A 23,256-nucleotide genomic window follows, 5' to 3' on the forward strand; every position below is an offset into this window, starting at 1 on the left:
CGTTGAAAGGAAACGCCTGATGCCGCACCGCTCGACCCTGTCCCGCTGCCTGTTGCTGGCGGTGGCCCTGGCTGCCGGCCCCGCGATGGCCGCCGCCGATGCGCCCACGCTGCTGTTCCATGTCGATGCCGGCAAAGGCCTTGAGGCCGTGGTGGCGCAGGGTGAGGCGGTACCGAACTTCCGCGACAAGGTCGACATCGTCGACGACGGAGCGCGCGGCAAGGTGATCCAGTGGCAGGACGACGGCGTGCTTGCCTGGGATGCACCCGGCAACATCCTCGCCCAGCGTGGCACCCTCGCCTTCGACTGGCGCGCGCGCTACGCGGTGGGCGAAGCACCGTTCGTGATCTTCCGCGTCGGCTATGCCGACCACAGTAGCTGGGACATGGCCTGGCTGCGCATCGACTGGAACGGGCATGGTTTCGATGCGTTCGTCACCGATGCCAACCTCGCCCGCACGCGCGTGTCGTTCCGCATGGACACGCCGCCACGTGCGGACCAGTGGCTGCACCTGGCCTTTGCCTGGGACGAAGACCAGGGTGTACGCCTGTTCGTCGATGGCCGCGAGGTGGCGCGTGTGCAGGCCAGCGGCGATTACGATGCCGCGCTGGACCAGCTCGGCCTGGCCGGGCGGGTGATGGCGCCCTACCAGGTGCAGAGCCGCTACAACTTCCTGCGTGGCAGCGACTTCCAGCACATCCGCGTGTATGACCGCATGCTCGATGCTGCGGCCGTCAGTGCGCTCGCGCGCGGCAAGGCCGCCGAAAGCGCCGTTGCCAGCGCTGCCGATGACCGTGCCTGGCGCCATCGCTTCGGCTGGGAAGGCGCGCCGCCACCGCCATTGACCGCAGCCAGCACGCGCATCCGCAAGATCGAATTCGACGATGCCCGCGACTTCAAGGCGTGGATGTGGAAGGCCACCGACGGCATCGCCGAGACCACCTGGCCCGGCGTCTACAACCGCTCGCGCCTGCCCGGCCGCAACGACTACTTCCAGTTGCCGGACTGGAACACGTATGTGGAAAGCGGCCAGCATCTGGACCTGACCGTCCCGGCCGGCGAGACCGTCAACCGGGTGGAGATCCGCGGCGCGGCCTTCGGCACGCTGGCCCATGGCCGCGACGCCGCGCACGCCACCCAGGTGCTGGCCACGCGTCCGCAGGGTGTGGTGCGCAGCGTGGACGACATCCCGGCACAGACCGGTGGCGTGCTGCGCTTCAGCAACGTTGAACAGGAAACGCCGATCCAGGAGATCTGGGCGTATGGCGTGAGCGAAGGTGCCGAGCCCGACGGCACGGTCAAGCAGACCTATGTCATCGACAGCCAGGCACTGCCGGACTACACCAACCTGGACACACTGCGCCGCTACATCGAAGGCCGCTACCCGGCGGCCGAACGCAGCACGGTGATGGCGCTGCCCAAGGGGGCGGGCTCGCGCCGGCGCCCGGCCGATTCGTTGCCAACGCAGCCCAAGCCCATCGTGCACGTGCTGATTCCCTCCGGCGTGGGCGATGCGCCGGCCAACCAGCCGTTGATCCGCAGTTGGGCCTACAGCTGGGAGAACATGCATGACGGCCTGGATGGCGTGGCCATCGATATTCCCGCGCTCGACCTGCCGGCCACGCACGATGGCCTGATCCCGCTGAACCTCCGCATCAAGGATCCGATCTGGCCGGCGCGCGACATGATCGATGTGTCGGTCTCGGTGCAGCCGGGGCAGAAGCGCACGCTGTGGCTGGACCTGCGCGACCGCATCCTCACCGCCGACAGCCTGTGGTTGAGCATCGCCTCGGCTGCGCCCGGCTTCGACGCCAAGGCACTGGACGGTGCGCAGGTGCGGCTGGTGTTCAAGCCACGCGCCGATGCGCTCAAGGAGCATGTGGCCGACCGCTTCAACCAGGTGCGCGACAACTGGGGCTTCCTCGTGGAGGAACACACCACCTCCAAGCGCCAGCGCCTGTACGCGCGCGTCTACGCGGACCTGAGCGATCTGCTGCGGGTCGACCCGGACCATGAGCTGGGCCGGTTGTACTGGAACTACATCAGCTACAACAGCCAGGGCCGCCCGCCGTACACCGCGCCGGAGGTGCCCAAGGGCGTACCGGCGTGGGCCTTCCACCAGGTGCAGGACCTGGCGCAGGTGCGGCAGTTCGTCGACTGGTGGATCGATCAGCGGCAGGTGGCCTACGGCGATTTCGGTGGTGGCATCTCCGATGATTCCGACCTGACCCAGCAGTGGCCCGGCCTTGCCCTGATGGGCGTGCAGCCGGACCGCCTGAATGCCTCGCTGACCGCATTGTCCGACGCGGTGTACCGCAACGGCATGTTCAGCAATGGCCTGAGCACCATCGAGACCGACGAGCTGCATGCCTACGAGGAAGGCATCAACACCAACAGCGCGATGCTGTACCTCAACTGGGGCGATCCGCTGACCCTGGAACGGCTGATGGAAACGGTGAAGGCGTTCGACGAGTGCATCATCCTGCGCAACCCGCAGGGCCATGTGCTGTTCTCCAGCAACTGGTTCGGTGGCAACAAGGTCTACCGTGAACCCAACTGGCAGTGGCAGAAGCCGTACTCGTTCCCGGTGCTGCACCCGGCGTTCCTGCTGGGCCAGTACAACGCCGACCCGACCGGGCGCCGGCTGGTGATCGGCCTGGCCGATGGCTATCTGGCCCACGCCGGCACCGACGACAAGGGCCGCTTCACCCTGCCCAACGAGATCAACTGGGCGACGGGTGAGACCCGTGGTGGCGAACTCAACAACGGTTCCGGCAGCGGTGACACGATGCACACCTTCTGGGCGGCATGGCGCTGGACCGGTGATGCGAAGTACCTGCAGGCACTGGACTATCGTGTGCAGCGCGGCGGCCCCGGCGCGCTGGCCAACCTTGGCGAGAACTATGTAGAGGCACTTGGCCGGCAGCAGGACTGGTACCCGCTGCTGACCGCCGAGGCAGATGCCGGAAAGACCGGTTTCGCCAGCCTGATGGCATGGCAGGCCAGCGGCGACCGGAAGTACATCGACGCGCTGCATGCCGAGGGCCTGCAAGCCAAGGCACAACGCGCGTACATGAACACCGAAGGCCATTGGTGGTCCGACCGGGTGGAAGCACCGAGCGAGTTCCTGCAGCGTGCGCGGCTGGGCGGCATCGCCCTGAAGCGCAACCAGAGCTGGCCCGGGCACACCGTCAGCTGGCGCTTCGATCGTGAGGGCGCCGCGGAACAGGTGGCACTGCTGGTGCATGCTCCCTCGCGTGAGCGCTTCACGATCACCAGCCACAACCTCGGTGCGCGCGTCATCGCCGCCGACATGACCGGCTGGAACGTGGGCAGCGGGACCTGGCGCGTGCGCAGTGGCGTGGACGCCGATGGCGATGGCCGCATCGACGGTACGCCGCGCCAGCGCACGGTGCAGCTGGAGACGAGTGCGTCGGTACCGATGCAGTTCCAGCCCGGTCGCACCGAAGTCTTCGAATTCGAGCGTGTGTCTGCGGGCACGCCGGTGGAAATGCGTCCGGACCTGGGAGTGGGCCGTGGCGATGTGCGGGTGGACGGGCGCCAGGTACACGTGACCGTGCACGGCCTTGGGCATGTGGCCAGCGGTGTGGGCGTGGCGATACTGGAAGATGCGCGGGGCCGCGAGATCGCACGCACCGAAGTGCCAGCGATCGCAGCACCGACCGACCTGCTGCCGAAGACGGCGGTGGTGTCGTTGCCGTTGCCGGCAGGGGAACGCGGCGGCCTGCGCGTGCGTGTTGCGCTGGCCGACGGCGGTGAGGAAGTCACGCGGCTCAACAATGTGGTGGATGTGCCGCGGTGACGCTTGGAGGTGCTCCTCTCACAACACGGACACCGACAATACGTCGGCATCCATCCAATGAAGTTTCAAGGGAAGCTCATAGGGGCTGGAGTTGATCGATTGCTTTTCTGTCGATCTGAGTGTCAAGCCAAATCGACAGTGATGAAAGCAATGTCGTCGAGCGTCATGTACTTCTTTCCGTTCTGAGAAGTCCGAGGCTGACCGATTGCTAGGACATATGCACCTGCGAGATCTTCAGAATCCTCGATGTTGAAACGTTCGAAGAAGGAATCAACAATCTCATCTGGTAAGCAGATGCTAATGTCACCGCGTCCCCCAGAGTTCAACCAAAGCGCTTGAGCTCCAAGGCGAGCGTCGGTGATCATCCCCCAGTAGCCGCCGAGGCGCCCCATGTCTCGCTCACTGATTTCCTGGAACTCCACGAAGAAGTCGCGTACAGACGTGGGATTACCACCGGCGATCTCCAGCTGTTGCAGCGAGTACCTGAAGCCCGGTGAATGTCGGAGGTGCCGGAGAAGGGTACGAAGTCTACGATGAGACTGTGCTCTGTAATGCCCGTCACCTTGAATGGCTCGACCACCACGAGGACGTCCATCTAGTTCGGGCACTTGGTCGACGTGGACGTCGCCAGGTGCAGCGCCAAAGGCCAGGTCAATTACGAGAACGCCATCATTCTGGCGAATCTCTTCATCCGCTCCTATTCCACCGTCATGGCGAGCGAAATCCTCTGCACCCAATGGACATTGGGGGCCATGAGGTCTTGCACCAAAGCATGCGGCCACACCTCTTCTAGACGCTTTCCGGAAGAATGCCTGATTTCCGCAGCCAGTGCAGACAAGATTCCTCCGCTTTAGCTCCAACTCAGCAGGAGGCAATTGTTCGAACTGTTGAGAAGTGAATTGCTGATCGTTCAAGGTGCATCGTGCAACGTCCATTTCCGCTCCAATGACAAGGGTTTCTTCTGCACACCGTTATCGGCAGACGGAAGTCAATCCTTAGCTTGGTCGCATAGATGAAAGTCTGCGAAGCTATGAAAATCCAATGGGGGTCGCTACGTCGGTCTCCATCACCTTCACCCGGCGCTGGTACCAGCCGTCATCCAGCGGATCGAACACCGCGCTGCGCTCCATCACGCCCTGGTAGACGTGCACGGACACTGCCACGTCCTCGTCGCTGGCGTTGCGCAGCGTGTGGTACTCGTGCGGCGGAATCAGGCTGCCGGCGCTGCCACGGTGCCCGTACAGCGTGTCCTGCGCAGCGAAGCGGTGACGCTCGCCACGCTGTTCCAGCAGCGCGTACGGGGTCACGATCAGCTCGCCCTGCCAGACGCCTTCCACGCACCACATCGCATCGTGGTCGTGCAGTGGCGTGCCCTGCCCCGGGCCCCAGCACATCGCGATCACGCTGTAGCCCAGCGTGGCGCTTCGGTACAGTTCACGGCGCGCGTAATGACCATCCACGGGGCGACGTACGCAGGGCGGCAGCTCGATCAGCGGATCGACGATGGCTTCACGCAGCACCCGTTGCAGCGCACCGGTGATCGCCTGCGGATCGACCAGGCAGACGGCGGCATCAATCCCTGCAATCAAGCGCTCGCGGCCGGTGAACGGCGGTGGCGTGAACATCGCTTCCATGAACCGACTCTAGCCGAGGCGGGTTAACAGAATGTTTGCACCGCGGTGTCATCACTGCGTGCCGCGCTGCACGAACGGCACTTTTGCATAGAGCGCGCGCTCTCCCGCGCGTGGATCGTCAACCATGCGGCTGTGACTATCGAACAGCATCGTCTGCCGGTATGGCAATGAATACGGGGCCCATTGCGACATTCCTGCGTGATTCGGATCACCGGAGCGCGCAAATGCAATCAGGGCATCGCTCATCGTCGCCGCCAGTGCCTTGGCGTCTTCACCACCGCCAGTGCGTGCACCGGGCAGACCGGCGTTGTCGAACACCAGCGGAATATCCAGCGTGTGGAACGCGCGCAGGCGTCCCTCTTCCACCGGTGATGGCCAATCGAGCTGGTAGGCCCAGGTGGGTGCGGCCCCGGTTGCCTGCCGAGCGCGTGCTTCCAGTTCCTCCACCGCACCACGCCACGAGCGGCCGGCGGTGGTGGCCGCGAAGAACACCTCTGAGGGCGTGTAGTGCGGATACAGGCGTCGATACTCTGCGATCACCACCGAGGGCAGCAGATCGACGAACTGCTGCTTCTCCAGCTGCGCCGGCAGATCCTCCCAGGTCAGCCTGAAGTTGGCCGGGTCGTTGCCAAGGAACGCGCGCGTCTCATCGCGGGTGTTGCCGATCACCATCGGAATCGACGCGGACTGCGCCGGTGCCTGTGGCCAGAACGGGTGCACCGGCAGCACCACCTCATCCAGTACCGGGCCGAAGTACAGCGCGCTGCTTTCCACCCGCGAAGGATCACGTGCGCGGGTGGCGGCCAGCAGCTCGGTCGCCGGCAGTCGCAGCAACGCCTGCAGGTCGCGCGCGTCCACGGCTTCCATCGCAATCGAAGCCCGTTGCGCCGCCGCACGTGGACCGGCGGCGGTCACCTGCTGCCCGCTCATCGTCCACGCGCGCTGGAACAGGCCTTTCGCTGCGGGCATCGCCATCAGTGTGGCGATCTTGGCGCCGCCACCGGATTGCCCGAACACGGTGATGTTGCCGGCGTCGCCGCCGATCACCGCCGCATGCTCGCGCACCCACTGCAGCGCCTGCACCAGGTCGAGCTGGCCGACGTTGCCGGAGGCCGCATAGCGCGGATCGCCGAGCGCGCCCAGGTACAGGTAGCCGAAGGTGTTCAGGCGATGATTGACGGTGACCACCACCACGTCGCCGCGTCGGCACAGCGCGCTGCCGTCGTACAGCGGATCGCTGCCAGAGCCGTTGTTGAAGCCACCGCCATGGATGTAGACCAGGATCGGCCGCTTGCCGCCGTCGCCCAGTGCCGGCGTCCAGACGTTGAGGAACAGGCAATCTTCGCTGCCCGGCCCGTCCGCCCCGGTCTGTGGCGCGGATGCGGCATATTCCAGGGCGTCGGCGATACCACGCCAGCCCGTCTCGCGCCGTGGCGGCTGGAAACGGTAGGCGGAGGTGTCAGCGCCATAACGCAGACCGCGGAACACGTGCACGCCGTGCTCGCGCTGGCCACGCACGCGGCCGCCACGCAGGCGTGCCACCACCTGTGTGTCATCACGTGGCCCAGGCACCGCGGCGGCAGGAAGCGCTGCGAGGGTGGCCGTGGCCAGCGCCCAGCGTGCACTGTCGCGCAGGAAACGACGGCGCTGCAGGTTGGCATCCGCCTGGTTCAATGTGCCGCCTCCGTCGCCTGCAGCCAGCGTTGTGCCAGCAGCGGCCACACGGCCAGCGTTGAATCAGGCGGCATGCGCATGCCGAAGCCATGGCCGCCATGGGCGAACAGGTGCAGTTCGTGTTCGACACCCGCCTTGGCCAGTGCCTGCGCCATCACCTCGCTGTTGTGCACGTTGACCACCCGATCGTCGTTGGCATGGATCAGCAGCGTCGGCGGCATGTCCGCGCGCACGTGCTGCTGCATCGAATACTGCGCGGCCAACGCCGCATCGGGCTGCTCGCCCAGCAGGCGTCCGCGTGAGCCGCTGTGTGCATGCGCGCCCATGTCGATCACGGGATACACCAGCACCGCGCGTGCGGGACGCGCGCTGAGGCGATCGATGGCATCGCGTGGCGGGTAGACCGGCGCATCGAAACCGGTGGCCAGCCGTGCGGCCACATGGCCGCCGGCGGAGAAGCCCATCACCGACACGCTGTCGGCATCCAGCCTGCGCCGTGCGGCCTGGTCGCGCACCACGCGCAGTGCGCGCTGCGCGTCGGCCAGTGCCGCCTGGCGGTCGCGGCCGGCCTGCGGCAGGCGGTAGCGCAGCACGAACAGGGTGTAGCCGGCACGGTCCACCCACTCCGGCACCAGCGCGCTGTCCTCCTTGTCGATCACCACGCGCTGGTAGCCGCCACCGGGAATCACCAGCAGCGCGCGGCCGTTGGCACGGGCGGGCGTGTGCACCAGCAGGTAGGGCGCATCGACCTGGTCGATGAAGCGATCGGGGTGGGCCGGATCATCGCTGCGCTCGACCACGCGCGCCGGCCGCGCCGTGCCCGTTTCACCGGGGACCTGCCCCGCCGGCCACAGCGGCAGCTGCTCGCCAGCAAGCTCCCGGCCCAGGTGTTCGCCTGCGCGCAACGGCACATCGGCCGCGGATGCGGGGACGGTCAGCAGCAGGCCTGACAGCAACAACAGCACACGGGAAAAACGCATGGTGGAAAGGGCTCCAACGGGGAGACAACAGAGTGGCCGAGGTCACCCGCAAGCGCTCGTGATGCGCTGCGGCTTGCACGATGACACCGGTTTACCATATACACCTCCTGCAGACGCTGTCGATGGGCAGTGCAACAACGCCAGAGGGAGACCGTTCTTGAGCAACGAACACGGCATACATGGGCAGACGCCGGCGCCGGACGATGCGGCCGCGATCGCCCACGCTTTCACCACCGCGCGCCGCGGCGGCCAGGCCCTGCCCGGCTTCCCGGGCCTTGTCCCGCCTGACCTGGTGGCTGCCTACCAGGTGCAGGATCTGGCCATTGCCAGCTGGGATGACCAGGTGGTGGGCTGGAAGGTCGGCTACATCGCCGCCGAGCGCCGCGATGCGTCCGGGGACGACCGCCTGCTGGGCCCGGTTTTCTCGCGTCAGCTGAAAAATGCTACCGGTGGAACAGTGGACATTCCGGTGTTCGTCGGCGGCTTCGGCGCGGTCGAGGCGGAGTACGTGCTGGAGCTGTTGGAGGACGCTCCCGCCGCACAGCTGCACTGGACGCCCGAGCAGGCTGAAGCGCTGCCGGCGCGCCTGTACATCGGCGTGGAAGTGGCCAGCAGCCCGCTGGCGACGATCAACGAACTCGGCCCGCGCGTGGTGGTGTCCGACTTCGGCAACAACAACGGCCTGGTGCTGGGGCCGGAGATTGCCGATTGGACCGCCYGCGACGAAACCGACCTGCGCGCCGAAACCCTGATCGAGGGCGAGGTGGTCGGCACGGGTGGTGCCACCCGGCTGCCCGGCGGCCTGCGCGCGGCGTATGCGTTCGCGTTGTCCCGTTCGGCGCTGCGTGGCCGGCCGTTGCGACGGGGCGACCTGATCGCCACCGGCAACGCCACCGGCATCCATGACATCACCGTGGGGCAGACGGCGCTGGTGCGGTTTGCCGGCTTCGGCGAAATTGCCTGCAGGGCCGTGCCGGCCGGGTAACCGCCGCACGATCCGGTGAACACGCGCGGGAGGGCGCAGATGATCACACGACGACATTTCCTGGCCGGCGGCGCTGCTGCGCTGGCCACTCCGATGCTCGCGGCCTGTGGCCGTGGGCCCGCCGATGCCATTGACGGCGGCCAGCTGCTGACGGCCACCGACGTGCACGTGGCCGACTATCCCACCGTGACCGCGGTGAAGTGGATCGGCGAAACCCTGCAGCGCGAAAGCAACGGTCGCCTGCGCCTGCGGCAATACCATTCCGGCCAGCTCGGTCGCGAATCGGAAGCGATCGACATGGCCCGTTTCGGTGCCATCGACATCACCCGCGTGTATGCCGGTGCATTGAACAACGCCTTTCCGCTCACCCAGGCGCTGTGCCTGCCGTACGTGTTCGAGTCGGTGGCGCACCAGCGCGCCGCACTGGATGGCGGCATTGCCGATGCGGTGCTGCGTGGCTTCGAGAGCCGCGATCTGGTCGGCCTGGCCATCTATGACTCCGGCGCACGGTGCTTCTACAACACCAAGCATCCGATCGTGCAGCCCGGTGATCTGCACGGGCTGAAACTGCGTGTGGCGTCCTCGGACATCTTCATCCAGCTGATGCGCCTGCTCGGCGCCAACCCGACGCCGATGTCGCTGGGCGATACGTTCTCCGGCATGGAGACGCACATGATCGATGGCGCCGAGAACAACATGCGCAGCTTCCACTCCAGCCGCCACTTCGAGGCCGCGCACTACTGGTCGCAGAGCGATCACTCGTATGCGCCGGACGTTCTGTTGATGTCGCGCGCCAGTTTCGAGCGCCTGCAGCCGGCCGACCGCCAGCTGCTGCTGGAGACCGCGCGCGCCTCGGTGAAGGTGATGCGCGAGCAATGGGATGCGTCCGAAGATGCCGCGCGCCGCGCGGTGCTGGCCTCGGGCGTGAAAGCCAACGAGGTGGACCTGCCCGCCTTCCGCGCCGCCGCCCAGCCGCTGCTGCAGCAGTACCTGCAGCAACCCGAGCTGGCTGCGCTGGTCGCCCGCATCCGTGCCGCCGCCTGAGGACACTGCCATGACCGAGACGACGATTTCCACCGGATCCGGCCCCGGCCAACGCCTGCTGGACCGCATCGCCGACATCGCCATCCATGTTGCCGTGGCCGCGCTGCTGGGGCTGGTGGTGGTGCAGGGCTGGCAGGTGTTCGCCCGCTACGTGATCAACGATTCGCCCAGCTGGACCGAGCCGGTGACCCTGCTGCTGCTGGCCACCGCAATGAGCCTGGGCGCGGCCTGCGGCGTGCATACCAATCGCCACTTCGGCTTCTTCCTGCTGCACGCCTACATGGGCGCCGGCCTGCGTCGGGTGGTGGATGTGTTCACCCAGCTGGTGGTGGCCGTGCTGGGCGGCTTCATCGCGTTCTGGTCGGCCGACCTGCTGCTCGATGGAATGGACATCAAGACCGCAGGCGCCAACCTGCCGCAGAGCATCAACTACCTGCCGCTGGCCGTGGGCGGTGCGCTGATGCTGTTGTTCGCGCTGAACCGTGCGTGGAAAGCGCTGCATGCCACGGCAGCCGATGCCGACGACGCTGAAGGAGATCGTTGATCCATGGGCATCACCATCCTGTTCTCTGTTTTTGCCGCGCTGCTGCTGTTGGGCGTGCCGGTGGCCTACGCGCTGGCCGCCGCCGCGCTGGCCACCCTGCTCTACCTGGACATTCCCAGCATCGTGCTGGTCCAGCAGATCTCCGCAGGTACCGGTTCGGCCTCGCTGATCGCCATTCCACTGTTCATCTTCGCTGGCGAGATCATGATGCGCGGCGGCATCTCCGAACGCCTGATCGCCCTGGCGTCATCGCTGGTCGGGCGCATGCGCGGCGGCCTGGGCCAGGTCTCGATCCTGTCCTCGCTGTTCTTCGGCGGTGTATCCGGCTCGGCCATCGCCGATGTGTCGGCGGTGGGCGGCACGATGATTCCGCAGATGGTCAAGCGTGGCTACGACCGCGATTTCGCGGTCAACGTCAGCATCACCGCTGCGCTGGTGGCGCTGCTGGTGCCGCCGTCGCACAACCTGATCCTGTTCTCGGCTGCGGCCGGTGGTGGCCTGTCGATCGCCGACCTGTTCGCCGCCGGCATCGTGCCGGCGCTGCTGATGACCCTGGCGTTGATGATCACCGGCTACGTGGTCGCGCGTCGCCGTGGCTATGGCGTGGAAGTGTTCCCGGGCTGGCGCGCGGTACTGCTGCGCATCGTCTCTGCCCTGCCCGGCCTGGGCCTGGTGGCGCTGATCTTCGTGGGTATCCGCGCCGGCATCTTCACTGCGGTGGAAAGCGCGGCCATCGCCGTGGTCTACGCCCTGCTGGTCACCACCGTGCTGTACCGGCAGCTGCGCTGGCGCGAGTTCTTCGACACCGTCATCCATGCCGCGCGCAGCACCGGCGTGATCCTGTTCGTGATCGCCACCGCGGCGGTGTTCGGATGGCTGCTGGCCTACCTGCAGGTGCCTGCGGCGGCGGTGGACTTCCTGCAGTCGTTCGCGCACAGCCAGTTCATGGTGCTGCTGATGATCGTGGTGATGCTGCTGCTGCTGGGCACCTTCATGGACCTGGCACCGATGATCCTGATCTGCACGCCGATCTTCCTGCCGGTGGCCAAGGCCTATGGCATCGATCCGATCCACTTCGGCCTGGTGCTGGTGCTGACCGGTGGCCTCGGCCTGGTCACGCCGCCGGTGGGCTCGGTGCTGTTCATCGGTACCGCCATCGGCAAGATCAGCGTCGGCCAGAGCATGCGCACGATCTGGCCGTTCTGGTTCGCCGCGCTGGGCGTGCTGCTGATCGTCACCTTCTTCCCGTCGCTGTCGCTGTGGCTGCCCGCCGCGCTGCGCGCCTGATGAGCGGAGGCGATCACATGACATCGACGCTGCACCGCGCTGCTGCAACCGCCCTGCTCGGCCTGCTGCTGGCCGCGTTGCCTGCCCTGGCTGCCGACCCCGCGCCCGCGCAGTGGAAGCGCGGCATCGAGCACCAGCGCCAGGGCGACCTTGGCAACGGTACCTTCCTCAACCCGGTGCTGGCCGGTGACAGGCCCGATCCGTCGGTGCTGAAGGACGGCGAGGATTACTACCTCACCCTGTCTTCGTTCGACGCCTATCCTGGCCTGCCGATCTGGCACTCGCGCGACCTGGTCAACTGGCAGCCGCTCGGCCATGCGATCACGCAGAACGTCGGTGCGATCTGGGCGCCGGACATCGTCAAGCACCAGGGCCGCTACTTCATCTACTTCCCGGCGCGCACCGGTGAGCGCCGCAGCAACTTCGTGGTCTGGGCAGATGACATCAAGGGCCCGTGGAGTGCGCCGATCGACATCGGCCTGGGCGGCTACATCGACCCCGGCCACGCGGTTGGCGAGGACGGCAAGCGCTACCTGTTCCTCAGCGGCGGCGACTACGTGCAGCTGGCCGATGACGGCCTGAGCGTGGTGGGTACGCCCAAGCATGTGTACGACGGCTGGCGCTACCCGGAAAGCTGGGACGTGGAGGCCTACGCGCAGGAAGGCCCGAAGATCCACTTCCGCGATGGCTGGTACTACATGACCACCGCAGTGGGCGGCACCGCCGGCCCACCGACCGGGCACATGGTGATCACCGCGCGCTCGCGCTCGATCCACGGCCCGTGGGTGAACGCGCCGAACAACCCGATCATGCGCACCCGGTCGGCCGCTGAACCATGGTGGTCGCGTGGCCACGCCACGGTGATCGAAGGCACCGATGGCCGCTGGTGGATGATGTACCACGGCTACGAGAACGGCTTCTGGACGCTGGGCCGGCAGGCGCTGCTGGAACCCATCGAATGGACCGCCGATGGCTGGTTCGTGGCCAAGGGCGGCGATCTCGGGCAGCCGCTGCGCAAGCCATCGGGCAGCGCGCTGGCACCGCACGGCATGGCCCTGTCCGATGCTTTCACCGGCCGTACGCTGGGCCCGCAGTGGGCGTTCTTCAACCCGGCGCTGGATGAATACCGGCGCCTGCACTTCAGCGGCGACGGCCTGGTGCTGCAGGGCAAGGGCAGCACGCCGCGCGATGCCTCGCCGCTGACCACCATTGCCGGTGACCCGGCCTACCAGTTCGAGGTGCAGATGGAGATCGCCCCCGGCGCGGTGGGCGGTGCCCTGCTGTTCTACAGCGACCGCTTGTACGTGGGCGTGGGCAGCAACGGCGAGCAGTTCGTCATGCACCGCTACGGCGAGGAGCGCCCCACCCGGCTGGCGGCCAGCGCCAAGGGCGGCCGGCTCTGGCTGCGGGTGACCAACAACCGCCACATCGTCACCATCCATTCCAGCGCCGATGGCCAGACCTGGCAGAAGTATCCGGTTCAGATGGAAGTGTCCGGTTACCATCACAATGTGGCCGGCAAGTTCCTGGCACTGAAACCGGCCCTGTATGCGGCCGGCAACGGTGCGGTAACCTTCCGCAGCTTCCGCTATCGCGCGCTGGACTGAGCGCGCGCTGGAATCCCCAGGCTTATCGGGTTCACTACATGTCAGTGCGCAACAAGAACGATGCCGCTACGCCGGCATTGGCAAAGGGCAAGGCCGCCACGATCAATGACATCGCGCGACTGTCGGGTGTATCCAAGAAAACGGTTTCAAGGATCATCAACAACTCGCCGCTGGTGCGCAAGGACACGCGCGACAAGGTGGAAGCGTTGATGCGCGAAGTCGGCTACACCCCCGACCCGCTGGCCCGTGGCCTGGCCTTCCGCCGCTCGTTCCTGATCGGCATGGTCTACGACAACCCCACCGCGCAGTACATCGTGGACATGCAGTACGGCGCGCTGGATGCGCTGCGTGGCTCCAGCTTCGAACTGGTGGTGCACCCCTGCGACAGCCGCAGCCCGGGCTACATCGACGGCGTGCGCCGCTTCGCCCAGCAGCAGAAGCTGCATGGGGTGATCCTGGTGCCACGCGCGTCCGAAGACCAGGCGCTGGCGGACATGCTGGACGAGATCGGCTGCCGCTTCACCCGCGTGGCTGCGCTGCCGCTGGATGAAACCTCGCAGATGGTGGTCACCCACGACCGCGACGGTGCCGCCGAAGCGGCCGACTACCTGCTTTCGCTGGGCCACCGTGACATCGCCCTGGTGACCGGCCCCAGTGCATACCGCTCGGCGCACGAACGCACCGCCGGCTTCATCGAGGCGCTGTCGCAGCGTGGCATCGAGCTGCCGAAGGATCGCATCATCGAGGCCGGCTACACCTTCGAATCGGGTGTGGCCGCCGCCGAGAAGCTGCTGCTGGGCAAGCGCCGGCCCACCGCCATCTTCACCGGCAACGATGAAATGGCCGCCGGTATCTACAAGGTCGCGCTGCGTGCGGGCATCAACATTCCGCGCCAGCTGTCGATCGTCGGTTACGACGACAGCCCGCTGGCCTCGCGCCTGTGGCCGTCGCTGACCTCGGTGCGCCGGCATACCCGCGACACCGGCCGCACCGCTGCGGCCATGCTGATCCAGCCTGAAGGCCAGCCTGCGCTGCAGATCGCCAGCGTGCGCCCGCACCTGATCGTGCGCGATTCCTGCCAACCGCCCGAGGATTGATCCCGCAGGGATCAATCCTGTAGGTCACGACCGTTGGTCGTGACACCTTCACGGATCAGTCCGGTAGGTCATGACCGTTGGTCGTGACACTCCACCCGCCCTCCCCCCATCGATCGCACCCTGCCGATGCCGTCCAACCGCCATCGTGCAGCGCAAAATGACACCGGTTTCCTGTCTGGCTAGAATCGACCGTGAACCGTGCCGGGGCCGAACCATCGGCCCGCCCCCTGCTCTGGAGAAGCCATGTACTGCAAGACCCATTACGCCACCCATCCCGACGCCATCAAGGGCGCCAGCAACGATCAGCTGCGCGAGCTGTACCTCCTCGATGGCCTGTTCAACGCCGATGCGGTGACCCTGAAGTACACCCACTACGAGCGCTTCGTGCTGGGCGGTGCGGCGCCGATCAACGGCCCGCTGTCGCTGCCGGCGCAGACCGAACCGGCGTCGGCCGCTGGCCATCCGTTCCTGGAGCGTCGCGAGCTGGGCATCATCAACGTCGGCAGCGGCACCGGTACGGTCACCGTCGATGGCACCGTGTACACGCTGGGGCCGAAGGATGGCCTGTACGTGGCGATGGGCAGCAAGGACGTCGTCTTCGCTTCGCAGGACGCCGCCAACCCGGCGCAGTTCTACCTGGCCTCGACCCCGGCGCATGCGCGCTTTGAAACCAGGCAGTTGTCGATCAAGGACGCAGTGGCACTGGATCGCGGCGCGCTGGAAACCAGCAACGAGCGCACCATCTACCAGTACATCGTGCCGGCCACCTGCCAGTCCTCGCAGCTGCTGCTGGGCCTGACCGTGCTCAAGCCGGGCAGCGTCTGGAACACCATGCCGCCGCACCTGCACGACCGCCGCAGCGAGGTCTATTTCTACTTCGACCTGGGCGACAGCGACCGCGTCTACCACTTCATGGGCGAGCCGGACGCACAGCGCCACATCGTCATCCAGAACAACGAAGCGGTGGTGTCGCCGCCGTGGTCGATCCACATGGGCGCCGGCACCAGCAACTACGCCTTCATCTGGGCGATGGGTGGCGAGAACCTGGACTACACCGACATGCACGTGCTGGACATCTGCCAGCTCAAGTAAGCGCCGGGCGGCCACCGCGCACGCCGTGCCGGTGGCCACCTGCCCCGCATCACGCACGCCTCTACCAAGGAACGCATACGCAATGACCAATCCCTTCAGCCTGGAAGGAAAAGTCGCTCTGGTAACCGGTGGCAATACCGGCCTGGGCCAGGGCATCGCAGTGGCGCTGGCTGCCGCAGGCGCCGATGTCGCCGTGGCCGGCATCGCCCCGCCCACCGAAACCATCGAGAAGATCACCGCGCTGGGCCGCCGCTGCCTGGCGGTGGAAGCCAACCTGATCAGCATCGAGCCGGTCGAGCGCGTGGTGCGCGAAACGCTCGAAGGCCTGGGCGGGCTGGACATCCTGGTCAACAACGCCGGCCTGATCCGCCGCGCCGACGCGGTGGATTTCAGCGAGCAGGACTGGGACGACGTGATGAACGTCAACATCAAGTCGGCCTTCTTCATCTCGCAGGCTGCCGGCCGCCACTTCATCGCCCAGGGCAGCGGCAAGATCATCAACATCGCCTCGATGCTGTCGTTCCAGGGCGGCATCCGCGTACCGTCGTACACCGCCAGCAAGAGCGGCATCGCCGGCATCACCCGCCTGCTGGCCAACGAGTGGGCGGGCAAGGGCGTGAACATCAACGCGATCGCACCGGGCTACATGGCCACCGACAACACCGCCGCGCTGCGCGCCGACCAGGACCGCAACAAGGCGATCCTCGAGCGCATTCCGGCCGGCCGTTGGGGTACGCCGGAAGATCTGGCCGGCGCGGCGGTGTTCCTGGCCTCGTCGGCGTCGGATTACATCAACGGCGCGGTGCTGCCGGTCGATGGTGGCTGGCTGGCGCGGTAATGCTTGGCTTTCGGTAGTGCCGGCCACTGGCCGGCATTTCCACCGATGTGCAACGCATCCATGAAGTTGCCGGCCAGCGGCCGGCACTACCAGGACCCGGCCATGCGGAAGTTGTTGTTGCTGTTGCTGCTGTCGAGCGCCGCCGCGCATGCGGCGCCGGTGCGATTGTTCATTGCCGGTGACTCCACTGCGGCCGAATACGGGCCCGAGCGTGCGCCGCAGGCGGGGTGGGGCCAAGCGCTGCAGAGCTACCTGGATCCGGCGCGCTTCGAAGTGCGAAACCACGCCAAGGGTGGGCGCAGCACGCGCAGCTTCATCGACGAAGGACGCCTGGATGCCATTGGGCGCGAACTGCGTCGTGGCGATGTGCTGCTGATCCAGTTCGGCCACAACGATGCGAAGTTCGAAGACCGCACACGCTACACCGATCCGGACAGTGATTACCCGCGGATGCTGATGCGCTACGTGCAGGTGGCGCGTGACCACGGTGCCACGCCGGTGCTGGTCACGCCGGTGGCACGGCTGCTGTACGACTTCGGTTCGCTGCTGGATACGCACGCGCGTTACACGTTGGCGATGCAGCAGCTGGCCACACGCGAGCACGTTGCACTGATCGACCTCAACGACCGCAGCATGCGCTGGATCCGGGCGCTGGGCGAGCAGGGTGCACGCCCGTACTTCCTGTTCGTGCCGGAACAGCACAAGGCCGACGGCACCCACTTCAGCGTAGCCGGTGCCAACGCGGTGGCGTGCCTGGTGCTGCGCGAGGCGGTGCAGGTTCTGCCGGCGCTGCAGCCTGCACTGGTGCGCGATATCGACTGCGATGTAATGGGGGTGGGGCAGGGCGGCGATCCTGCGCGTGCCTCGCAGGTGGTGCACGAAGACACGCTGGCGCGCACACAGTCGGGCCCGCATGGCGGCGGCGGGCCGACCACGGCGTACCCGTTCTTCGCCGATGCGCAGGGCCTGCCGTTCGTGCTGCGCAAGCGCGTGCTGCACAAGGGCGCGGGCATCGGCCTGCATCCGCAGCACAAGGATGAGATCTACTACATCGTGAGCGGGCAGGGCAGCTATGTGCTGGATGGAAAACAGCACGACGTACGTGCGGGGCATGCGTTGCTGACGCGCAAGGGCAGCAGCCATGCGCTGCAGCAGGTGGGCGAAGAGGATCTGGTGGTGCTGTTGGCGTATCCGCGTAACTGAAAAAGCAGCCGAGCATGGCTCGGCGCTACAAGGGCTCGGGACCGAATTGCTGCAGGCCAAGCCGCGCCAGATCTTCGGGACGCTCGAAGTAGGCCTCGTCGAAGGCATGCAGCGCCTCCTGCTCCTGTTGGGTCATCGCGCCGTACAAGTCGGTCAGTTCCTTGATCGCAGGATCATCTTCCAGTCGATCGAGCAGCCCGCGCATGCCGGCCAGGATCGCGTGCGTCTGCACTGCCCCCATCGCCTGCAATGCACGCAGTGCCAGCTGGCAGGTGGGGTCGCCCCAGTTGCACAGGAACTGCATGAAGCCGCCGTTGTTGATGTCCGTTTCCATCCGCCACAGCGCCACCAGCTGCTGGTCTTCATCGGACAGCGCATCGAGCGACCATGCGGCCGCCTTCAGGCGCGCCAGCGCGGCTTCATAGCGGTCATCCCACACTTGGTTCGGAACATCGACCAAGCCGCGTTCCTGCGCCGGCAGCAGCGCGGGCCAGTTCACGCCCAGCCCATCGGTCGTGAGCAGCCACTGCGCGCGCTGTTCAGCCGTGGCCTCGAACAGCGCAGGCACCCAGCGCAACGGCTGCCGGGTGCGGCGGCCGTCGGCCAGGGTCAACAGGATGAAGTCGTCATCGAAGGCGACGTCGGTCGCGCGCAGGGTGGCAAACACATCAGTCATGCCGTGCAGGATAGCGGAGACCCAGGATTGGCCCCCTAATCTTCAAAAGCTGCAGACGCTTTTGAAGTTTAGCCGGACCTCGGCTGTCGCCTCACACATCCCCACCATCAGCCCAGCCTTCGCCCGTGCCGGCCTGGAACACGCGGTCGTCGGCCTGCACGTCGCCCGCCGGCAGGTGCGCCTGGTCGGCCAGTGCGGCGTAGATCGGGGTGAAGTCCGGCGATGTCGCCTGCATCAGCTGTTCGAAGCTGTCGATGACGAAGTAGGTCTTCTGGAAAGTGTCGATGCGGTAGCGCGTGCGCATGATCCGCTGCAGGTCGAAACCGATGCGGTTCGGTGCCGCCGACTCCAGCGAGTACAGCGATTCGCCCTTCGACGAGACGATGCCGGCACCGTAGATGCGCATGCCTTCGGGCGTGTCGATCAGGCCGAACTCCACCGTGTACCAGTACAGGCGGGTCAGGTTCTGCAGCGCCTCGGGGCCGATCGCGTGCGCTTTGACGCCACCACGGCCGTACGCCTCCATGTAGTTGGCGAACACCGGGTTCATCAGCAGCGGCACGTGGCCGAACAGGTCGTGGAACAGATCCGGTTCGGCGATGTAGTCGATCTGGTCGGGGCGGCGGATCCACCAGGTGACCGGGAAACGGCGGTTGGCCAGGTGATCGAAGAAATCCAGTTCCGGCAGCAGGCCTTCCACGCCGACCAGGGTCCAGCCGGTGGCCGCGCCCAGCACTTCATTGAGCTGGTCGAAGCGCGGGATCATGTGCGCGCTCATGCCCATCTCGTCCTGCGCATCCAGGAACTCCTGGCAGGCGCGGCCGACCAGCAGTTCGCGCTGGCGCTGGTACAGCGTGCTCCAGGTGGCGTGGTCGTCGGCGGTATAGGTGTCCCACGGCTGCTCGACGAGCGCGGTGGTGTACACCGGCACGTAGCCCTTGTCGGTCTGCTGGTGTTCGACGCGGCGGGGCTGGGCGAGGTCCATGGAAGACTCCTTGACGGGATACCCACGATGCTAGGGCAGGGGGCGCGCAACAGGGTTGCAAAAGTTGCGCGGATTGACCTTGTTGGCGCAATATCCTTGCGTACTCACCATGTTGCGGGGCAACAATGGCCGGAGAAGTCCAGTTCGATCGCACGGATATACGTCTGCTGGCTGAAATCCAGCGTCATGGTCGCGCCACCAACGCGGAGCTGGCGACACGGGTCAACCTGTCGCCGTCGGCCTGCCTGCGTCGCCTGCAGCGGCTGGAAAGCGAAGGGGTGATCGTCGGCTATGGCGCGCGCCTGGAGCCACGCCGGCTCGGTCTGGGGCTGCAGGCGTTCGTGCGCGTGCAGCTGGAAAAGCATGACCAGGCCGCGATCGGGCACTTCGTCGACAGCGTGCAGGCCTGGGATGAAGTGGTGGCCTGCCACGCCCTGACCGGCGACATGGACTATCTGCTGCATGTGTATGTGCGCGATCTGGAGCACTTCTCGCGTTTCCTGCTGGACAGGCTGCTCAACGCCGGTGGCGTGGCCGATGCCAATTCCAGCTTCGTGCTGCGCACGGTGAAGGGTTTCCAGGCATTGCCGTTGTCGCAGTTGGAATGAACCGGCTGCCGGGCGATTTGACGGCGGCGGACGGGTAGTCGAGCATCGCTGCCTTGCGGCGCGTGCACGCGCAGGTGCCGCCGTGTTCTTCTTCGATTGCAGGCATGTCCGATACTCCGCACCCGGTGCTCCACACCCTTTTCCTGCCGCTGCGGCGCAAGACGCTGGCGCGTTTCATCGGCCATGGCACGGCGCCGCAGACGGCGCTGGAACAGGCCGGCCTGATGGCTGCGCTGCTGTGCCGCCAGCGCCTGCATTCACCGGCGCAGGTCGAACGCCTGCTGCACGATGCCTGTGCGCTGTTTGCCGCCGACAGCAGCGCTGCGACCACGCATCTGGCGGGGCAGGGCGGCGGCGCGCAGCCGGAACTGGATGCTTGGCTGTCCGACCTTGCTGCCAACGGCGTGCTGCTGGCACCGGCGGAGATCGCCCAGGCCTTCCTCGCCAGTTCACCGCAGCACTACCCGGGATTGGCGCTGCAGCAGGCCTGCCAGGAGACGCTGAGCGAGCATTCCATTCGTTTTCCCGCAGCCTTTGGCAGCGAGGAGGACGTCGCCGATGACGCTGTCGAGGCGGCAGATGCCGATACGCACGCGATCGAGCGCAACGGCCTGTACACCTCCGAACAGGCGCGAGTGCTCCGCACGATCGCCGCCAATCCGGACGAGCTGATCGACCTCGACGGCTACGCCGGCACCGGCAAGGGGCACCTGGTGCTGGCGCTGATGGATGCGCGACCGGGCCGCTATACCTACGTGGCGCCCATGCGGGGGCAGGTGGAGGCGTTCCGTGCCCGCGTACGCGGCGAGACCGCCAAGCGCCTGCTGACCCAGATCGAGTTTGCCAACCTGCTTGCGCAGCACGCAGCCCGCACTGGCAGGACCGGCGGCTTCGTGGCGACCTACCGTATCAGTACCTTGTCGGCACGCGAAATCGCGGCCCGGATAGGCCTGCAGGGCGTCGGCAGCAGAACGCCGGAACAGATGCTGAGGACCGCACTCGATGCCATCACCCTGTGGTGTGCATCGTCGGCCACCAGCCTGCAGCCCTGGCACTTCAAGCGCACGGTGCACTGGTCGATGATCAACGCCGAGCCCTATATCGCCGCCGCCGAACACGTCTGGCGTTGCATGTTCGACAGCGCCACCCAGCGCGGCGGCTGCCTGAGCCTGACCACGGGCCACATCGGCAAGTGGTTGGCGCTGCGTGGCGTTGCCCCGCCAGTGGAAATGGGGATGCTGCTGATCGACGAGGCGCATGACCTCAGCCCGTCATGGCGGCAGTTGCTGGCCGCGCATGTGCCGGGTGTGGTCAGTCTGGGAGATCCGCACCAACGCCTGAGCGGAAGCGTGCCACGCTGGAACGCGGCCAAGGTGGTGGAGATGCACCAGTCGGTGCGGCAGGGCAGCCAGGTCGACGGTCTGGTCAACCAGGCGCTGGCGATGGACTACCTCGGGCGCGACAGCGGGCCGTTCATGGGCGCGACCGACCGCGCCACCGGCGTGCTGCACTATGCAGACTGGTCGCAGGTGCCCGACGGCGGCATCCGCATCTACGGTGACCTGCTGCGGCTGATGCAGGACGCGGCGCGGCTGCACGTGCGTGGCGCGCGGGTGCACATCCATCCGTCCACGCTGCGACTCCTGAACGCGGCCCTGCGCAAGCCGATCGAGGCATGGAACACGGTCCGCGAAGGTGGCTCCCTGCGCGACTGGGAGCGCGTGGTCGAACAGTTCCAGGAGCGCGGCGAAGGCGCACTGGCTGACCTGTTCAGTCGCAGCGACAGCCCGCAGACGATCATGCAGACGCTGCAGGCCCTGGTCCCGGCCGAGGAAAGCCAGCTGGTGCTGTGCCTGGCCGAACATGCGAAGAATCTGCAGTTTGAAGTTGTTTCGATGTCCGACTGCTGCTTCAGGGCGAAGCCGGCCGAGCGCTCCAGGCACAGTCCGGTGCGTGCCGCCTATGTCGCGATGACCCGTGCCAGTCGACAGCTGTGGGTACCGGAAGGGGCGATGGAACACCTGCAGACGAGCGCTGCCCAGCATGAATCGGCCAAGCAGGAACAGCAGCTCGAACGCCAGCACGCCGCCGGGCATCGCCCGCGGCGTTGACCACGGCGCCGCTCAGCGGCGGCGCCCTGCAGCCCTCAGCACTTTTCCTTGCGGCCCATCAGCTTGCCCAGGCGCGAAGGCTCGTCGCACTTGGGCGCCGCCACCGGTGCCGGTGCCAACGCCGCGGCACGGGCCTTCTGCAGCTGCTGGATTTTGGCGCGGATCTGCGGCATCGCCGCCATCGCGGCCTTCTCGCCTTCCAGGATGGCCGTGCCACGCTGGCTGAAATCGGCAGCACCGATGTCCAGCACCTTCGGCCGGATCACGATGTCGGCGCGCGCCAGTTCCTGCTCGCCCAGACGCTGGCCCATGATCGAGATCGACTGGTTGACGATGCCGAGCATGCCGGTCGGTGCCTTGCCGCTGGCCTTGCTGGAGATGTCCACGGCGATCACGAACTCGGCACCGAGCTGCCGTGCGGCATCCACCGGCACTGGGCTGACCACGCCGCCGTCGATGTAGTTGCGGCCACCGATCTTCACCGGCTCGAACACGCCGGGGATGCTGCTGGAAGCACGCACCGCCTGGCCGACGTTGCCGCGCACGAAGATCGAACGCTCGCCGGTTTCCAGCTGGGTGGCGACGGCGGCGAACGGCTTCTTCAGGCGCTCGGCCGGGCGGTTGGCCACCTGTTCGTTGACGTAGTCCTGCAGCTTCTGGCCCTGCACCAGGCCACCGGAGAACAGGCGCACGTCGCGGATGCTGGCTTCATCCAGCGCCACCGCCTTGCTCTGCATCTGGAAGGCATCCATGCCGCTGGCATACAGGGCGCCGACCACGCTGCCGGCGCTGGTGCCGGACACCACCACCGGTTCGAAGCCGTTGGCCTCGAGCATCTTGATCACGCCGATGTGCGCAAAGCCCTTGGCCGCGCCGCCGCCGAGCGCGATGCCGATCTTCACCGGCTTGGCCTGCGGAACCACGGTGGGCTGCGCGGGCGGGGTGGGGCGGACCTCTTCACCACCACAACCGGCCAGCAGGCCAATCAGGGCGACGGACAGCAGCACGCGGGGGCGGAACAGGCTCATCGGCAGTGCGCTCGCGGCGCCGGATTCAGGAAAGGGCGCC

The 23,256-nt window shown here is 66.7% G+C and carries 19 protein-coding genes; 12 read left to right on the forward strand and 7 right to left on the reverse strand.

Features of this window, described 5'->3' with window-relative positions:
* Positions 1 to 19: 19 nt before the first annotated feature.
* Positions 20 to 3,823: a LamG-like jellyroll fold domain-containing protein gene (locus tag AB4Y98_RS09910; protein WP_442244264.1), complete on the forward strand. Its 3,804-nt coding sequence runs from the start codon at positions 20 to 22 to the stop codon at positions 3,821 to 3,823.
* A gap of 122 nt (positions 3,824 to 3,945) precedes the next feature.
* On the opposite strand, the gene AB4Y98_RS09915 is transcribed toward AB4Y98_RS09910, so the two are convergent.
* The 4 genes from AB4Y98_RS09915 to AB4Y98_RS09930 all read right to left on the reverse strand — a co-directional run bounded on the left by AB4Y98_RS09915 (position 3,946) and on the right by AB4Y98_RS09930 (position 8,111).
* Positions 3,946 to 4,758: a hypothetical protein gene (locus tag AB4Y98_RS09915; RefSeq protein ID WP_442244265.1), complete on the reverse strand. Its 813-nt coding sequence runs from the start codon at positions 4,756 to 4,758 to the stop codon at positions 3,946 to 3,948.
* 93 nt (positions 4,759 to 4,851) lie between these two features.
* Positions 4,852 to 5,457 carry a cysteine dioxygenase gene (locus AB4Y98_RS09920; protein ID WP_442244266.1) on the reverse strand — a complete coding sequence of 202 codons (606 nt, stop codon included), beginning with the start codon at positions 5,455 to 5,457 and terminating at the stop codon, positions 4,852 to 4,854.
* A 51-nt stretch (positions 5,458 to 5,508) separates the two neighbouring features.
* Positions 5,509 to 7,131 (reverse strand): carboxylesterase/lipase family protein, encoded by a 1,623-nt coding sequence (locus AB4Y98_RS09925; protein ID WP_442244267.1) that lies wholly within the window; start codon positions 7,129 to 7,131, stop codon positions 5,509 to 5,511.
* Positions 7,128 to 8,111 carry an alpha/beta hydrolase gene (locus tag AB4Y98_RS09930; RefSeq protein WP_282280378.1) on the reverse strand — a complete coding sequence of 328 codons (984 nt, stop codon included), beginning with the start codon at positions 8,109 to 8,111 and terminating at the stop codon, positions 7,128 to 7,130. The genes AB4Y98_RS09925 and AB4Y98_RS09930 overlap by 4 nt, the downstream gene beginning before the upstream one ends.
* Before the next feature lie 157 nt (positions 8,112 to 8,268).
* On the opposite strand from AB4Y98_RS09930, the gene AB4Y98_RS09935 reads away from it, so the two are divergent.
* The 9 genes from AB4Y98_RS09935 to AB4Y98_RS09975 all read left to right on the forward strand — a co-directional run bounded on the left by AB4Y98_RS09935 (position 8,269) and on the right by AB4Y98_RS09975 (position 17,808).
* Positions 8,269 to 9,096 carry a 2-keto-4-pentenoate hydratase gene (locus AB4Y98_RS09935; RefSeq protein WP_442244268.1) on the forward strand — a complete coding sequence of 276 codons (828 nt, stop codon included), beginning with the start codon at positions 8,269 to 8,271 and terminating at the stop codon, positions 9,094 to 9,096.
* Between the two features lie 39 nt (positions 9,097 to 9,135).
* Positions 9,136 to 10,140 carry a TRAP transporter substrate-binding protein gene (locus AB4Y98_RS09940; protein ID WP_025875493.1) on the forward strand — a complete coding sequence of 335 codons (1,005 nt, stop codon included), beginning with the start codon at positions 9,136 to 9,138 and terminating at the stop codon, positions 10,138 to 10,140.
* Between the two features lie 10 nt (positions 10,141 to 10,150).
* The gene (locus AB4Y98_RS09945; protein WP_363734150.1) at positions 10,151 to 10,684 is read left to right on the forward strand and encodes a TRAP transporter small permease; all 534 of its coding nucleotides are present in this window, start codon (positions 10,151 to 10,153) and stop codon (positions 10,682 to 10,684) included.
* Positions 10,685 to 10,687: 3 nt separating this feature from the next.
* On the forward strand, positions 10,688 to 11,971 hold the full coding sequence (locus tag AB4Y98_RS09950; RefSeq protein ID WP_025875489.1) for a TRAP transporter large permease: 1,284 nt from the start codon (positions 10,688 to 10,690) through the stop codon (positions 11,969 to 11,971).
* Between the two features lie 17 nt (positions 11,972 to 11,988).
* Complete coding sequence (locus AB4Y98_RS09955; RefSeq protein WP_442244269.1) at positions 11,989 to 13,578, forward strand: family 43 glycosylhydrolase; 1,590 nt, start codon at positions 11,989 to 11,991, stop codon at positions 13,576 to 13,578.
* 38 nt (positions 13,579 to 13,616) lie between these two features.
* Positions 13,617 to 14,675, forward strand: coding sequence for a LacI family DNA-binding transcriptional regulator (locus tag AB4Y98_RS09960; protein WP_025875485.1), 1,059 nt, complete (start codon positions 13,617 to 13,619; stop codon positions 14,673 to 14,675).
* 243 nt (positions 14,676 to 14,918) lie between these two features.
* Complete coding sequence (gene kduI / locus AB4Y98_RS09965; protein WP_312109517.1) at positions 14,919 to 15,767, forward strand: 5-dehydro-4-deoxy-D-glucuronate isomerase; 849 nt, start codon at positions 14,919 to 14,921, stop codon at positions 15,765 to 15,767.
* 82 nt (positions 15,768 to 15,849) lie between these two features.
* On the forward strand, positions 15,850 to 16,605 hold the full coding sequence (gene kduD, locus AB4Y98_RS09970; protein WP_033832661.1) for a 2-dehydro-3-deoxy-D-gluconate 5-dehydrogenase KduD: 756 nt from the start codon (positions 15,850 to 15,852) through the stop codon (positions 16,603 to 16,605).
* Positions 16,606 to 16,707: 102 nt separating this feature from the next.
* The gene (locus AB4Y98_RS09975) at positions 16,708 to 17,808 is read left to right on the forward strand and encodes a GDSL-type esterase/lipase family protein (RefSeq protein WP_442244270.1); all 1,101 of its coding nucleotides are present in this window, start codon (positions 16,708 to 16,710) and stop codon (positions 17,806 to 17,808) included.
* Between the two features lie 25 nt (positions 17,809 to 17,833).
* On the opposite strand, the gene AB4Y98_RS09980 is transcribed toward AB4Y98_RS09975, so the two are convergent.
* Together AB4Y98_RS09980 and phhA are read right to left on the reverse strand one after the other, a co-directional pair.
* Entirely contained in the window at positions 17,834 to 18,484 is a 651-nt protein-coding gene (locus tag AB4Y98_RS09980; RefSeq protein ID WP_442244271.1) for a DMP19 family protein, read from the reverse strand.
* A gap of 91 nt (positions 18,485 to 18,575) precedes the next feature.
* The gene (gene phhA / locus AB4Y98_RS09985; protein WP_025875475.1) at positions 18,576 to 19,469 is read right to left on the reverse strand and encodes a phenylalanine 4-monooxygenase; all 894 of its coding nucleotides are present in this window, start codon (positions 19,467 to 19,469) and stop codon (positions 18,576 to 18,578) included.
* A 125-nt stretch (positions 19,470 to 19,594) separates the two neighbouring features.
* Between phhA and AB4Y98_RS09990 the strand changes: the two genes are divergently transcribed.
* Entirely contained in the window at positions 19,595 to 20,077 is a 483-nt protein-coding gene (locus AB4Y98_RS09990) for an Lrp/AsnC family transcriptional regulator (protein ID WP_442244272.1), read from the forward strand.
* A gap of 104 nt (positions 20,078 to 20,181) precedes the next feature.
* Positions 20,182 to 22,188: a hypothetical protein gene (locus tag AB4Y98_RS09995; protein ID WP_442244273.1), complete on the forward strand. Its 2,007-nt coding sequence runs from the start codon at positions 20,182 to 20,184 to the stop codon at positions 22,186 to 22,188.
* Positions 22,189 to 22,223: 35 nt separating this feature from the next.
* Here AB4Y98_RS09995 and AB4Y98_RS10000 read toward each other — a convergent pair whose 3' ends face one another.
* Positions 22,224 to 23,216 carry a patatin-like phospholipase family protein gene (locus AB4Y98_RS10000; RefSeq protein WP_336023002.1) on the reverse strand — a complete coding sequence of 331 codons (993 nt, stop codon included), beginning with the start codon at positions 23,214 to 23,216 and terminating at the stop codon, positions 22,224 to 22,226.
* Between the last annotated feature and the right edge of the window lie 40 nt (positions 23,217 to 23,256).

The sequence above is a fragment of the Stenotrophomonas sp. 2YAF26 genome (genome assembly GCF_052114625.1).
Lineage (GTDB): Bacteria > Pseudomonadota > Gammaproteobacteria > Xanthomonadales > Xanthomonadaceae > Stenotrophomonas > Stenotrophomonas indicatrix.

Bases quoted from the DNA above. Each gene is read 5' to 3' on its own strand.
- AB4Y98_RS09995 (WP_442244273.1), top strand. From the start codon at position 20,182: ATGTCCGATACTCCGCACCCGGTGCTCCACACCCTTTTCCTGCCGCTG.
- AB4Y98_RS09960 (WP_025875485.1), top strand. From the start codon at position 13,617: ATGTCAGTGCGCAACAAGAACGATGCCGCTACGCCGGCATTGGCAAAG.
- AB4Y98_RS10000 (WP_336023002.1), bottom strand. From the start codon at position 23,216: ATGAGCCTGTTCCGCCCCCGCGTGCTGCTGTCCGTCGCCCTGATTGGC.
- AB4Y98_RS09910 (WP_442244264.1), top strand. From the start codon at position 20: ATGCCGCACCGCTCGACCCTGTCCCGCTGCCTGTTGCTGGCGGTGGCC.
- AB4Y98_RS09930 (WP_282280378.1), bottom strand. From the start codon at position 8,111: ATGCGTTTTTCCCGTGTGCTGTTGTTGCTGTCAGGCCTGCTGCTGACC.
- kduD (WP_033832661.1), top strand. From the start codon at position 15,850: ATGACCAATCCCTTCAGCCTGGAAGGAAAAGTCGCTCTGGTAACCGGT.
- AB4Y98_RS09915 (WP_442244265.1), bottom strand. From the start codon at position 4,758: ATGGACGTTGCACGATGCACCTTGAACGATCAGCAATTCACTTCTCAA.
- phhA (WP_025875475.1), bottom strand. From the start codon at position 19,469: ATGGACCTCGCCCAGCCCCGCCGCGTCGAACACCAGCAGACCGACAAG.
- AB4Y98_RS09945 (WP_363734150.1), top strand. From the start codon at position 10,151: ATGACCGAGACGACGATTTCCACCGGATCCGGCCCCGGCCAACGCCTG.
- AB4Y98_RS09980 (WP_442244271.1), bottom strand. From the start codon at position 18,484: ATGACTGATGTGTTTGCCACCCTGCGCGCGACCGACGTCGCCTTCGAT.
- AB4Y98_RS09920 (WP_442244266.1), bottom strand. From the start codon at position 5,457: ATGGAAGCGATGTTCACGCCACCGCCGTTCACCGGCCGCGAGCGCTTG.
- AB4Y98_RS09950 (WP_025875489.1), top strand. From the start codon at position 10,688: ATGGGCATCACCATCCTGTTCTCTGTTTTTGCCGCGCTGCTGCTGTTG.
- AB4Y98_RS09940 (WP_025875493.1), top strand. From the start codon at position 9,136: ATGATCACACGACGACATTTCCTGGCCGGCGGCGCTGCTGCGCTGGCC.
- kduI (WP_312109517.1), top strand. From the start codon at position 14,919: ATGTACTGCAAGACCCATTACGCCACCCATCCCGACGCCATCAAGGGC.
- AB4Y98_RS09955 (WP_442244269.1), top strand. From the start codon at position 11,989: ATGACATCGACGCTGCACCGCGCTGCTGCAACCGCCCTGCTCGGCCTG.
- AB4Y98_RS09990 (WP_442244272.1), top strand. From the start codon at position 19,595: ATGGCCGGAGAAGTCCAGTTCGATCGCACGGATATACGTCTGCTGGCT.
- AB4Y98_RS09975 (WP_442244270.1), top strand. From the start codon at position 16,708: ATGCGGAAGTTGTTGTTGCTGTTGCTGCTGTCGAGCGCCGCCGCGCAT.